This is a genomic window from Gordonia sp. B8661-1 (genome assembly GCF_059427765.1).
The window spans coordinates 244566-257547 of record NZ_JCAHRL010000002.1; the positions used below are offsets into that span (position 1 = coordinate 244566).

A 12982-nucleotide genomic window follows, 5' to 3' on the forward strand; every position below is an offset into this window, starting at 1 on the left:
TGGCATAGTGAACCGGTGTCCGATCCCCATCCCTCCCTCGAAGGACTCGATCCCGAGCAACTGCTGGCGGTGACCGCGCCGATCGGGCCTGTTTGCGTACTCGCGGGCGCAGGTACGGGCAAGACACGCACCATCACCCGCCGCATCGCGCACCTCGTCGAACGCGGACAGGTGAGTCCGCCGCAGGTGCTCGCGGTCACCTTCACCGCACGCGCGGCCGGTGAGATGCGTTCGCGCCTGCGAACTCTCGGCATCGAGGGGACGGGACCGTCGGTCGCTGCGCAGACCTTTCACGCCGCGGCCATGCGGCAGCTGCGCTACTTCTGGCAGCGCGCGCCGCAGGGGGCGAGTTGGGAACTGCTCGACAACAAATTGCCGCTGGTGGCCCGCGCGTCGCGACGGGCCCGCCTGGACGATTCCGTGGAAACCGTGCGTGACCTCGCCTCCGAAATCGAGTGGGCGAAGGCCTCGTTGATCACGCCCGAGCAGTACTCGGCCCAGGTCGCCGCGCAACGACGGGAGACGCCGCAGCCTCCGGACGTGGTGGCCGAGGTGTACAGCTGGTACGAGGTCGCGAAGATCTCGCCGGACGGCGACCGGCTTCTCGATTTCGACGATCTCCTCAAGGTGACCGCCGACATCCTGGCCGACAATCCCGCCGTGGCCGACGAATTCCGTTCGGCGTACCGGTTTTTCGTGGTCGACGAGTATCAGGACATCACCCCGCTCCAGCATCGTCTGCTCGACCTGTGGCTCGGCGAGCGGGACAATCTCACCGTCGTCGGCGATGCCAATCAGACCATCTACTCGTTCACCGGTGCCACGGCGCGGTTCCTGCTCGACTTCACCCGCCGTCATCCGGAGACGACACTGGTCCGGCTGGAACGTGACTATCGCTCCACCCCGGAGGTGGTGGCACTCGCGAACCAGGTCATCGGACACGCCACCGACCGCGCCCCGGGCACCCGGCTCGAACTCGTCGGACAGCGTCCATCCGGTCCCGCACCGCGTCCGGCCGAGTTCGCCGACGACCAGCGTGAGGCGGCCGGCGTGGTCGCGCAGATCAAGCATCTCGTCGTGGCCGGGGTGGAACCCGGCGAGATCGCCATTCTGTACCGGGTCAACGCACAGTCGGTGCGCTTCGAGGAGGCGCTGACCGAGGCGGGACTCCCGTATCAGGTGCGCGGGGCCGCCGGATTCTTCACCCGCACCGAGATCCAGCAGGCCCTGCGCAACCTGCACACGGCCGCGGCCCGCGACGACCTGCCCGCCGGCGCGAGCCCGACCGTCATAGCCCGCGCTGTTCTCGTGCCGCTGGGACTCACCTACGAGGAGCCCACCGGAACGCAGGCGCGGACCCGGTGGGAATCGTTGCGCGCGTTGATGTCACTGATCGAGCAGGTCGTCGACGAGAACCCGGAGATGACGTTCGCCGGTCTGGTCTCCGAATTGTCCGCGCGAGCCGACGAGCGCCGGAACCCCGCCACGGAAGGGGTGACGCTCGCCTCGTTGCACGCCGCCAAGGGTCTGGAATGGGACGCGGTGTTCCTGGTAGGTCTGACCGAGGGATCGGTCCCGATCACGCAGGCCGTCGAACGCGGGGAGGCCGCGATCGAGGAGGAGCGCAGGCTTTTCTACGTGGGCATCACCCGGGCGCGTGTCCACCTGTATCTGTCGTGGGCCCGGTCGCGCTCCGGATCGTCACGGGCCACACGTCGACGAACCCGATTCCTCGACGGCATCGACCTCGACCCGCGACGCGTCGGCCGCTGCGTGGTGTGCGGGACGACGCTGACGAGCCCCGAGTCTCGTATTCGCAGACGCTGTTCGAGCTGCCGGATCGAAGATCGCGACGAAGGGCTCGTCGACGATCTGCGCCGGTGGCGCCGTGAGCGGGCACAGCGCCGGGACGTCGCCGAACATGCTGTGCTCACCGACGCGATGCTGGACGCGATCGCCGAACGGCGGCCGGCGGATCTGTCGGCGCTCGGCGCCATTCCGGGAATCGGCGCCACCAAGCTCCATGACTACGGCGACGAACTCGTCGCGCTCGTCGTCGGCGGCCGGTCGCAAAACCGCAGGTAGAAAATAGGTTGTGCAATCTTCGTGCGGGCGTTTACCCTGGATTCCGTCAGCACGGGGTGGTATCCGTTTGTCCGTGACGGAACGCCTCACCATGTGGAAGCCATCGACACCGGAAAGGAGCGGATCAATGAACGGCATCTTCAACATCCCAGCGGCTATCGCCAGTGACGTGACCCTGGGTCGCCTCCGCTCCTGCGCTCCCAAGCCCGGTGCCCATCCGATGGCTTACCGCGTAGCGGCGGCACGAGCGCCGCAGCGGTTCCCCGTGCAGAGACGAAGTTCTTCGGAGTAATCAGACTCCGTTCTTCGGGCCACGGGCGAATCGCAGAAGCGAACCCGTGGCCTTTGTTGTGAGATCCCTGGACCGCCTCCCGTCAGCAGCATCGCTGTTCACGAAAGGTGTTCGGGCTCAACCACATCGAGGTTTCGGGTGGAAACACCAACCAATGAGCAGATGTGGAGAACAGCATGACCGTCGAATGCGTCCTCGAGTCCTGTCTCGAGGCGGACCTCGCGTCCGCCGGCCGACTGGACCTGCCCTGTCAGGTGACTGACGCTGACCTGTGGTTCGCCGAGGATCCCCGAGACCTGGAGCGCGCCAAGGCTTTGTGCGCCGACTGTCCACTGCGGACGGCCTGCCTGCAGGCCGCGATCGATCGAGCCGAGCCCTGGGGTGTCTGGGGTGGCGAGATCTTCGATCGGGGGACCGTGATCGCGCGGAAGCGTCCGCGTGGCCGGCCACGTAAGTCCGTCGCATGACCGGCACAAGAACACGCCGCGAGCAACAGCAGCTCGCGGCGTGTTCTTTGCGATGTGGTCGGTCTCGATACGGCCCGTAGACGGGTCAAACCCGCCCCGCCCGCTGATCGAGTAGGCTTCCGAGCGCAGCGAGGCAGCCGTATCGAGATCCGCTCGCGAGCGTGTCGGAACCTCAGGCGAGGCCCGGTACCCACTCCTCCATGATTGCGCGGTAGGGGGCATTGGCCTCCAACTGGGAGGCGATGCCGACGCAGCCCGCGAGGACCCGGAAGACCATCACATAGTTCTTGGGCACGTTGAGGTTTCGCGAGGTCTTGTAGACGTCGCCGCGCACGTCGGTCGCCTTGCCTGCCGCGCGCTGCAACCACTTGCGCGTGAAGTGGAAGGACTCGCTGTAGAGCGGATCGACGTACGGCTTCAGGTACGCCTCGATGTCCTCGGCATTCACCTTGTCCGCGTGCGACCGGCGGATGAAGTCCGTCTCCACCATCAGTTCTTTGAGTTCGGCGTATTTCTTGTCGCGGGCCAGGCGGAGAATCGGGCCGGTCTCCGGCGGCAGTCCGTTCGGGTAATGGCCCACGGCCCCGAAGTCGAGGACGCCGAAGCGGCCGTCGTCGGTGATGAAGAAGTTGCCCGGATGCGGGTCGCCGTGCAGCAGACCTACCCGGAACGGCGAGCTGACCTCGAAGGTCGCCATCCGGGCTGCGGCATCGTCGCGAGTCTTCTGATCGGCGTTGATGATTCGGGACAGGCGGGTGCCGTCGAGCCACTCCGACACCACGACCTTCGGTGCGCTGGCGACGACCTTCGGCACGACGAAATCCGGATCACCGTCGAAGGCCTTCGCGAAGGCACGCTGATTGTCCGCCTCGCCGAGATAGTCGAGTTCGGCCTCGGTGCGGTCGATGAGCTCGTCCATCATGGCCTTGACGTCGGTGCCCGGGGACAGCTTCTGCAGCAGGCCGGACATCCGGGACAGGGTCTTCAGGTCGGCCTTGAGTGCGTGATCGGCGCCCGGGTACTGGACCTTCACGGCAACGACCCGGCCGTCGGACCACACCCCCTTGTGGACCTGCCCGATACTGGCCGAGGCGGCCGGCTCGTCGGAGAACTCGGCGAAGCGCTCGCGCCATTTGGTGCCGAGTTGCTGATCGAGGACCTTGTGAACCTTGTCGGCCGGCAGCGGGGGTGCCTCGGCCTGCAGTTTGGTGAGCGCCTCACGGAACGGTTCGCCGAACTCGTCGGGGATGGCCGCCTCCATGATGGACATGGCCTGTCCGACCTTCATGGCCCCGCCCTTGAGTTCCCCGAGAACGGAGAACAGTTGTTCGGCGGCCTTCTCCAGCATCTCCTGCTGGACCTCGTCCTTGTCCTTGCCGACCATGCGCTTGCCCAGACCGGCGGCGGCCCGTCCGGCCATTCCGATGGGAAGAGATGCGAGTTTTGCGTTACGGCGGCCTTGCCCCCGAGTGATGTCAGCCATGGCGTCCTTTCCCCGGGCCTCAGGATATAGGACGGGTGTTCAAGTCCGGCTGTGACCCGGTCGAATGCATGACATCGCCGGTGGCCAGAGCGTCGTGTCGGCCCGTGATCGGCGTGGTCGGCCTGCGGCAACGACAGAGCGGATGGGGCGGGCGTTCGGCGACCGACAGCCGCGCGGGGGCCGCGTGGACTTCCAGAGCATGGTCGAGCAACTGGGGGCTGGGTGAGAGTCCCGGCGGGTGGCCCGCCGATTCCGAGGAGAGCGTGGTCGCCAATTGCTCGATCTGGGCATGCGCCAGCGCGGCGGTACTGCGTACGACGCCGCTGCTCCCGCAGCCCGGACGCCGCACCAGTTGGGCGGCCAGCAGCGGCCAGTCCGGGTCGAGCTGCGTCCGATGGAGATCGGCGCATCGGAGACAGCTGGTCAGGCCGGGAAGAACCAGCGGGCCGATGGAGCCGACGCCGTCCCGGACCATCACCGGCAGATGCGCGATCCGCGACTCGGTGAGCGCGGTGATGACGGCGGGGTCGTGGACGAGGAAATCGGTGAGCACCACGAGGTTGGCGTTCCACTGCCGCACGCCGAGCGGGCCGGTCGGGCGCACCGAGGACCGTCGCACGGTGGCCCGGGCATCAGGGAGCGACACGGCCAGCAGATCGGCCAGTGGGCCGCGCCCGTGGACCCGGATCCGAAGGGGGTCGTCGCCGTCGGTGGTGCGCGGCACGGTCTTTCCCGCGAGGGTCAGCCGTTCCATGATGGCGGCCAGATCGTCGGGGGACAGACCGATACGGGTGGCGCGCCGATGCAGGTCCGTCCGGCGCCGCGGTTCGGTCAGGGTCAGCAGGAGATCGGCGACGTCGCCCGCACGAATCGGTTCCGGGATGTCGATGATCAGGCTGCGATGCGGGTCGGCACCGATGTGCACTCGGTTGTCGGGCCGGACGAGAACCGGAGTTCCGGGACGCAGGAGAGGGAGCCCGACCGAGGGAGACATGGGGTCACCCTAGGCGCGCCCGACAACCGTCGAAGGCTGCCACGGGCGGGTTGTCCACAGGCCTGGACCGCAGTGAACTGCGGCGATGCCGACAATCAGAGGTCGACGACAACCGGTTGTCAGCGAGACGACTCGCTGCCGCCCTCGTCCTTCTTGTGCTCGTCCTTCTTGTCGTCGTCCTTGGTGTCCTCGTCGTCCCTGGCCGCACGTTCCTGCGCGAGGGTCTCCTCGAGCTGGCGGATCGGATCGTCGAAGCTGCTCGCGCCGCCGCCGATGGTCCGGTCGATGAACGCGGCGGGATTGTCGAGATCGTCGGCGTCCGGCATCAGGTCCGGGTGCGCCCACACCCCGTCCCGGGTCGACAGGTCACCGGCCTCCAGGAGTTGCTGCCACAGCGCGGATGCCTCACGGACCTTTCGGGGCCGGAGTTCCAGACCCACGAGGGTGGCGAAGGTCTGTTCGGCCGGTCCGCCCGACGCACGGCGGCGGCGGATCGTCTCGGTGAGCGCGGCAGCACTCGGGAGACGATCACCCAGAGCACGGGTGACGACCTGTTCGACCCAGCCCTCGATCAGGGCGAGCAGCGTTTCCAGGCGTGCGAGTGCGGCCTTCTGCTCGGGTGTGGTGGTGGGTTCGAAGGAGGCCGCCGAACCCATCAGCTCCTCGAGCTTCGACGGATCGGAGAGCAACTCCTGCGGATCGATCTCGCTGCCCATATCGGCGATACCGCTGAAGTCGATGGTGATGCCGCGGGCGTAGTCCTCGATGGTCGAGAGCAAGCGCTGACGCAGCCATCCGACGTGGGTGAAGAGCCGGACATGGGCGGCCTCACGGGCCGCGAGGAACACGATGATCTCCTGGGCGGGCTGCTCGAGTCCGTCGGCGAAGGTCGCGATCGCCTCGGGCAGCAGCACGGCGGTGCCCTCGGCCGCGAGCGGCAGGCCGATGTCGGTGGACGTCAGCACCTCTTTGGCGAGCTGGCCGAGTCCCTGGCCGAGTTGCGTGCCGAAGGCCATCCCGCTCATCTGCGTGAGCATGCCCATCATGGGGCCCGCGAACTGTGCGGCCTCGGGCGGCAGGTTCTGCTCCCAGGCGCCGGCCAATTGCTGTGCCACCGGATCACACAGGCGCTTCCAGGTGGGCAGCGATTCCTCCAGCCACTGCACCGGCGTCCAGGCGACGGACTGGCGCACGCCGCTGGGGAAGGTGGTCTGTTCGTCGAGCCAGACCTCGGCGAGACGGACGGCATCGGCGACGGCCTGGTTCTCGCGGTCGAGCACCGGGGTGAAGTCGCCGATCTGCTGGCGCGCCAGATTCGTGGCGACCTGATAGTTCACCGGTCCGCCGCCGCCGGAGGCCATGCCTGCGCTCATGCCGCTGAACATGCTCCCGAGCTGGGAGAACATCTGGCCCAACATGTTCGGGTCGAGATTCGACGGGTCGATGCCGGCGGCACCGAGCGCGGACGGGTCGAACGCGAAACCGAAGGGATTCTGTGCCCCACCCGGATTCTGGTTGCCCGATCCCGTGTTGCCGGATGTCTGGTCGCCGGAACCCTTGTCCTGCTTGCCCCGGCCTGCCTCGTCATCGCGGCGGTCGTCGTCGCCGTCACCGGAGGGGGAGAACCCGAAGGGCAGATCAGTCATGTCTCCACGGTACCGTCCGGTGTCCTCCGGATGGGGGCTCGTCCGTTCGCCGTCGGCGTAGTCCCGCGGCCCCCCGGGCGGGCGCGGACCCATCGGGAGGAGCGGGGTCCATTACTGTTGGCCCCCATGAGACTGCAACCCAACCTCCGGCGGATCGTCACCGTCGCGGTGACCGCTCTGGTCTTCCTGGCGTTGCTGGTCGTCGGTACCACCGTGCAGGTGCCCTTCGTCGCGCTCGGCCCGGGTCCCACGGTCAACACCCTGGGTTCCGTCGACATCCGCAACGGCGACAAGGTCGCGAACAAGTCGGTCGTCGACATCACCGGTGTGCCGACCGATCCGACCACCGGGCACCTCAACCTCACGACGGTGTCGGTGACCGACGGGATGTCGCTGTTCCAGGCATTGGGCATGTGGCTGTCCGGCACCTATTCGCTGGAACCGCGCGATCGGGTGTTCCCGCCGGATCAGACGCCGCAGGAGGTCCAGAAGCAGAACGCCGCGGACATGACCGGATCCGAGGCCAGCGCGACGGCCGCCGCGCTGCGATTCCTGAAGCGCCCCACGAAGGTCGTTGTGGCGACGGTCGCGTCGTCGGGGCCGGCCGCCAAAGAACTCCGCCCCGACGATCAGTTGATCGCGGTCGGCGGCAAGCCGGTCACCACCACCGAAGAGATCCAGTCGACCGTCCGTGGCGCGGCCCCGGGCACCGTGCTGCCGATCGAGATCCAGCGGGGCGGACAGCGGATGACCGTGTCGGTGACGCTCGCCAAGCGCCCCGACGACCCGAAGCTCGGCTACCTCGGGGTCACCCCGGCGGTCGTGAATGCCGATCCGGCACTGAAGATCTCGTACAACGTCGGGGACATCGGCGGGCCGTCGGCGGGCATGATGCTGACGCTCGCGGTGATCGACCGGCTCAGTCCGGGCGAACTGACCCACGGGAAGTTCATCGCGGGAACCGGCACCATCGACGACTCCGGGACCGTGGGGCCGATCGGTGGCATCACGCACAAGACCCGCGCCGCACGCGATGCCGGGGCGTCGGTCTTCCTGGTGCCGAAGGCCAACTGTGCCGAGGCGCGTTCGGACGCGCCCGACGGCCTGACCCTGGTGAAGGTGGACAACCTGCAGTCGGCGGTCAACGCGCTCGGCGACGTCGGCGCGGGACGGGACGTGCCGCGCTGCTGACCGATCAGTCGTCCTGATCGAGGGTGTGCGCCAGGGCCGCACGCAGATCCGACGCCAGATCGGCATGCGTCCGTAGGTCACCCGCTTCGTCGCCTGCCTCCGGCCTCAATTGCAGAAGCGCGAGGGTACGGCCGTCGCGGAGGGCTCCCGCTATCAGACGTGCGGGCCTGCCCTCCGGATGGTCCGCGGACACCTCGGCGGGTTCGTCGACGGCCCCCGGCGGGAGTACGACGATCTCCTGGGCCAGTGCCGCGCCCACGACCATCGGCGGCCAACTCGTCGTGGCCAGCGTCGACTCGATCGACGCCGTGCCCGCGAGCGGTTCCTGGGCAATCGGACTGAGTTCGGAGGTGTCCCCGGGATCGACGATGTCCGGTTGATCACGCGCCAGCACCGCGGTCGGGACCAGCGCGAACAACTGCGGGGGCAGATCCCAGCCGGTCGATGCCAGGAATGCCGCGATATCCGCGAGCGCGCTGCCCAGGGCATCGGGGGAGAGGTCGACGGCCTGGGGGATCTGGGGTTCGGTCACGGTCCCATCTTGCCCGTGTGGTGCGACCAGTACAGTGGTGACACGAATCGCAGAGACCCGACCAGCACGACGATTCCCGGGGGCCTGTGTCCGAATTGAGAACTTTTGGGAGTGGATAGGTGGGCGTACGCGGGCCGGCCGGAATGCCGACACTGTCACGCAGGAGCAAGATCGCCATCGGGATCGGCGTCGTCATCCTCGTGCTTCTCCTGATCGGTCCACGACTGGTCTCGATCATCACCGATTGGCTGTGGTTCGCCGACCTCGGCTACACGCGCGTGTTCTCCACCATCATGTGGACGCGGATCGGGCTGTTCGTCGTCACCGCGCTGGTGGTCGGGCTCCTGGTCTTCGGTGCGATCGCCATGGCCTATCGGTCGCGCCCGGTGTTCGTCCCGGCCGGGCCCAACGACCCGTTGGCCCGCTATCGCACCACGGTGATGAGCCGTCCGCGGTGGTTCGCCGTGATCCCTGCGCTGCTCGTGGGATTGCTCGCCGGACTGTTCGCGCAGGGGTCCTGGTCGACCGTGCAGACCTTCCTGCACGGTGAGTCGTTCGGCATCACCGATCCGCAGTTCGGTCTCGACGTCGGCTTCTATGCCTTCGACCTGCCGTTCTGGCGGCTGATCGTCAACGTGCTCTTCGTCATCGTCGTCGTGGCCTTCGTCGCGAACCTGGTGACGCATTACATCTTCGGTGGAATCCGCCTGGGCGGCAACGGCAATGGCGCGTCGGTGACCACCGCCGCGCGTGTGCAGCTGGCTGCGCTGGCCGGTACCTTCCTGCTACTCAAGGCCGTCGCGTACTGGCTCGACCGGTATTCGTTGCTGGCCAGTGAACGCAAACAGGACATCTTCACCGGCGCGAGCTACACCGACATCAACGCGGTGCTGCCGTCCAAGCTGATCCTGATGTCCATCGCGATCATCTGTGCGGCCGCGTTCTTCGCCGGAATCGTGTTGCGGGATCTGCGCATTCCGGCCTTGGCCACCGCGCTGATGGTGCTCTCGGCACTGGTGATCGGTGTCGGCTGGCCGATGGTGATGGAGCAGTTCTCGGTCAAGCCGAACGCCGCGCAGAAGGAAGCCGAATACATCTCGCGCAACATCAAGGCCACCGAACAGGCCTACGGCATCGGCGCCGACAAGGTGACGAAGCAGCGGGACTGGACGGCGAAGGAGCCGACGCAGGCGTCCGTCGACGGCGACGAGGCCACGCTCTCCAACGTGCGCATCCTCGACCCGAACATCGTCTCGCCGGCCTTCACCCAGGTGCAGCAGCGCCAGAACTTCTACGGCTTCCCGGCGCAACTGGCGCTCGACCGCTACCGCATCGACGGCCAGCTCCGCGACTTCGTGGTCGCTCTGCGTGAACTCGATCCGAGCCGCTACTCCGAGCAGCAGCAGAACTGGCTCAACAAGCATCTCGTCTACACCCACGGCAACGGGTTCGTCGCCGCACCGGCGAATCGGGTGAACGAGGCGGTCTCCGACGACAACAACAGTGTCGACGGCGGCGGTGAACCGGACTTCCTGGTGAGCGACCTCAGCAACTACCAGAACCCGGAGTACAAGGCGAACGCCCCGATCAAGGTGACGCAGCCGCGCGTGTACTTCGGCGAGCTGATCGCCAAGGTCGACCCGGACTACGCCATCGTCGGTTCCGACAACGGACAGCCGCGTGAGTACGACACCGCGGAGACGAAGTCCACCTATAGTGGCGAATCCGGTGTGTCCGTGGGTAATTGGTTCAACCGGCTGCTCTACTCGGTGAAGTACTCCGAGCGGAACTTCCTGCTGTCCGGTGAGATCAACAAGAACTCGAAGATCCTGTACAACCGCGACCCGCGGGACCGTGTGAAGCAGGCCGCCCCGTGGCTGACCGTCGACTCCAAGACCTACCCGGCGGTGATGGCCGACGGGTCGATCAAGTGGATCGTCGACGGCTACACGACGCTCGACATGTACCCATACGCGCAGCGGACCTCGCTGCAGGACGCCACCGAGGACGCCCAGGAACTCAACCAGGGGCAGACCGGCCGCACGCAGGTCAACCGGCAGGTCTCCTACGTCCGGAACTCGGTGAAGGCGACTGTCGACGCCTACACCGGCAAGGTGAGCCTCTATCAGTTCGACGCGCAGGATCCGGTGCTGAAGACCTGGATGAAGGTCTTCCCCGGCACGGTGCAGCCGCGGTCGGAGCTCGACAAGAAGCAGGATCTGCTCGACCACGTCCGCTACCCGGAGGATTTGTTCAAGATCCAGCGCAGCCTGCTGACGCGGTACCACGTGTCGTCGCCGCAGACGTTCTTCCAGGCCAATGACTTCTGGTCGGTGCCGTCGGACCCGACGACGCGCGACGCGGAGGCACGTGGCCTGGATCAGCCGCCGTACTACTTCGTGGCGAAGAGCCCGATCGACGGCAAGCCCTCGTTCCAGCTCACGTCGGTGATGACGCGTCTGAACCGCCCGATCCTGGCCGCGTACATGACGGTCGCGAACGATCCCGCCAATTACGGCAAGATCACCATTCGAGAACTCCCACCGAACGTCCAGCGTGATGGCCCCAAGCAGGCCTTCAACCCGATGCAGACCGACAGCCGGGTGGCCGACAGCCGCAAGAGTCTCGAGAACACCGCCGACGTCACATTCGGCAATCTCCTGACACTTCCGGTGGGCGACAACGGAATTCTGTACGTGGTCCCGATGTACGCCCAGGCGCAGGGTCGCGAGGCCACGTTCCCGCGGTTGTTCCGGGTGATCACCCGCTACAACAACCGCATCGGCTACGCACCGACCACCGCACAGGCACTGTCCCAGGTCGGTATCGATCCGGGACGCGCTGCCGAGGTGCCGCAGCAGCCGGGCGAGGAGCCCAAGCCCCAGCCGGGCCAGCAGGGAACGACGCAGCCCGCGCCGAACCCGCAGGCCCCGACATCGCCGGCACAGCAGGCCGCCGCGAAGGCGATCAGCGATGCGATCGACGCGCTGCGTACGGCTCAGTCGAGCGGTGACTTCAAGGCCTATGGCGAGGCGCTGGATCGACTGAACAAGGCTGCGCAGCAGTTCGAATCGGCGTCCGGCGGAAACTGATTCGGCCCCGCAAGAACAACGGGTCATAACCCGTATGTTCTTGGGCTGGCGAGCCGCCCGGCCGTTGATCGGATGGCGGGCGAGATGCCCGGCCATTGATCGAGTAGCGGCCGGGCTGCCCTGCCGTTGATCGAGTAGCGGCCGGGCTGCCCTGCCGTTGATCGAGTAGCGGGCGAGCCGCTAGGCGAGGTCGCGTATCGAGATCACCTGCAGCACGCAGGATCTCGATACGCGGTGGCCTCGCTGCGCTCGGGCGCCGCTACACGGTCAGCAGCGGCGGGGTTTGTATCAGCGCCGGACGGGCGTGCGACGGTAGCGGCGCAGGTAACGGCGCTTTTCGCTGGTGGTGTTGTCCGGCAGGATCGGGCTGTGATGGTTGCGGTTCGACAGCGACACAAAGATGGTGCCGGTCGTGGTGAACGCCCCGACCATCAGCAGGCCGAACAGGACAGCCGGCCCCGCGTCGCCGTGGGCCATGGCCACCAGCCATAGTCCTGCGAATGCGAAACCGGCCAGTAGGGACAGGTACCCGATGAAGCTCATCGGGTGGTTACCGTGACTCTCATGTGAGACATGCGATGCCATCGGTTCCTCCTCTCTTGATGAGTGGGTACCTTCAGGATACGCCAAATTAGATTTTCGTCACAAAAATGTCAATCTCAGGCGGCCGGGCGGCCGCCTGAGGTATAGAAGCTCCCCGGATTGTCACCGATATTTCTGGAGATAGCGATCTTCTTCATCGCGCGTCAGGTCGGGCAGCAGTGGGCTGTGCTTCAGGGTGCGGGCCATCGACGTGTAGATCCAGCCCGCGCCGACGAGCGATGCGACGAGTCCGATCGCCCCCAGAACGCCGACCCCGACATTGCCCTCGGCGAACCCCGTGACCATGAAACCCAAGGTCGGGATGACGAAGAGGACGAAGATGAAGGCGACCAGGCCCATCGGGTGGTCGCTGACGTCGGACCGCGGAGCGGGGCTGTGGGTGGCCATGACGAAGTCTCCTTGCTCGGGCTGCGGTGTCGATCCGGAACCGGACCGGCTACCGCTTACAGCCTCCGCTCGTCGGGCGCGGCTCGACAGGGACCAACGACCCGGCGGCATGGGGTCGTCGGTCGCGACTAATCCCAGCGTGCGAACGGTCCGTGACGACAGACATAACTGGGACGAAGTGTGTTCTTCCGGTCGTTGTGGGAGTAGGTT

General features: G+C 66.7%; 10 protein-coding genes. 4 read left to right on the forward strand and 6 right to left on the reverse strand.

What is annotated here, in order from left to right; genetic code table 11:
- Window positions 1-15 precede the first annotated feature (15 nt).
- Entirely contained in the window at window positions 16-2085 is a 2070-nt protein-coding gene (locus AC4JJG_RS05060) for an ATP-dependent DNA helicase UvrD2 (RefSeq protein ID WP_495399846.1), read from the forward strand.
- 468 nt (window positions 2086-2553) lie between these two features.
- A complete protein-coding gene (locus AC4JJG_RS05065) occupies window positions 2554-2844 on the forward strand; it encodes a WhiB family transcriptional regulator (RefSeq protein ID WP_495399847.1) in 291 nt (96 codons plus the stop codon).
- A gap of 172 nt (window positions 2845-3016) precedes the next feature.
- On the opposite strand, the gene AC4JJG_RS05070 is transcribed toward AC4JJG_RS05065, so the two are convergent.
- The 3 genes from AC4JJG_RS05070 to AC4JJG_RS05080 form a co-directional block, all read right to left on the reverse strand.
- On the reverse strand, window positions 3017-4327 hold the full coding sequence (locus AC4JJG_RS05070) for an ABC1 kinase family protein (protein ID WP_495399848.1): 1311 nt from the start codon (window positions 4325-4327) through the stop codon (window positions 3017-3019).
- Between the two features lie 19 nt (window positions 4328-4346).
- The gene (locus AC4JJG_RS05075; protein WP_495399849.1) at window positions 4347-5321 is read right to left on the reverse strand and encodes a hypothetical protein; all 975 of its coding nucleotides are present in this window, start codon (window positions 5319-5321) and stop codon (window positions 4347-4349) included.
- A gap of 119 nt (window positions 5322-5440) precedes the next feature.
- Window positions 5441-6967, reverse strand: coding sequence for a zinc-dependent metalloprotease (locus AC4JJG_RS05080; RefSeq protein ID WP_495399850.1), 1527 nt, complete (start codon window positions 6965-6967; stop codon window positions 5441-5443).
- 126 nt (window positions 6968-7093) lie between these two features.
- Between AC4JJG_RS05080 and AC4JJG_RS05085 the strand changes: the two genes are divergently transcribed.
- Window positions 7094-8158 (forward strand): YlbL family protein, encoded by a 1065-nt coding sequence (locus AC4JJG_RS05085; protein WP_495399851.1) that lies wholly within the window; start codon window positions 7094-7096, stop codon window positions 8156-8158.
- 4 nt (window positions 8159-8162) lie between these two features.
- Here AC4JJG_RS05085 and AC4JJG_RS05090 read toward each other — a convergent pair whose 3' ends face one another.
- Window positions 8163-8690 carry a PPA1309 family protein gene (locus tag AC4JJG_RS05090; protein ID WP_495399852.1) on the reverse strand — a complete coding sequence of 176 codons (528 nt, stop codon included), beginning with the start codon at window positions 8688-8690 and terminating at the stop codon, window positions 8163-8165.
- Window positions 8691-8809: 119 nt separating this feature from the next.
- On the opposite strand from AC4JJG_RS05090, the gene AC4JJG_RS05095 reads away from it, so the two are divergent.
- Window positions 8810-11782, forward strand: coding sequence for a UPF0182 family protein (locus AC4JJG_RS05095; protein ID WP_495399853.1), 2973 nt, complete (start codon window positions 8810-8812; stop codon window positions 11780-11782).
- Window positions 11783-12070: 288 nt separating this feature from the next.
- Here AC4JJG_RS05095 and AC4JJG_RS05100 read toward each other — a convergent pair whose 3' ends face one another.
- Window positions 12071-12367 carry a hypothetical protein gene (locus AC4JJG_RS05100; protein ID WP_495399854.1) on the reverse strand — a complete coding sequence of 99 codons (297 nt, stop codon included), beginning with the start codon at window positions 12365-12367 and terminating at the stop codon, window positions 12071-12073.
- Window positions 12368-12487: 120 nt separating this feature from the next.
- Complete coding sequence (locus AC4JJG_RS05105; RefSeq protein ID WP_495399855.1) at window positions 12488-12772, reverse strand: hypothetical protein; 285 nt, start codon at window positions 12770-12772, stop codon at window positions 12488-12490.
- Window positions 12773-12982: the final 210 nt, after the last annotated feature.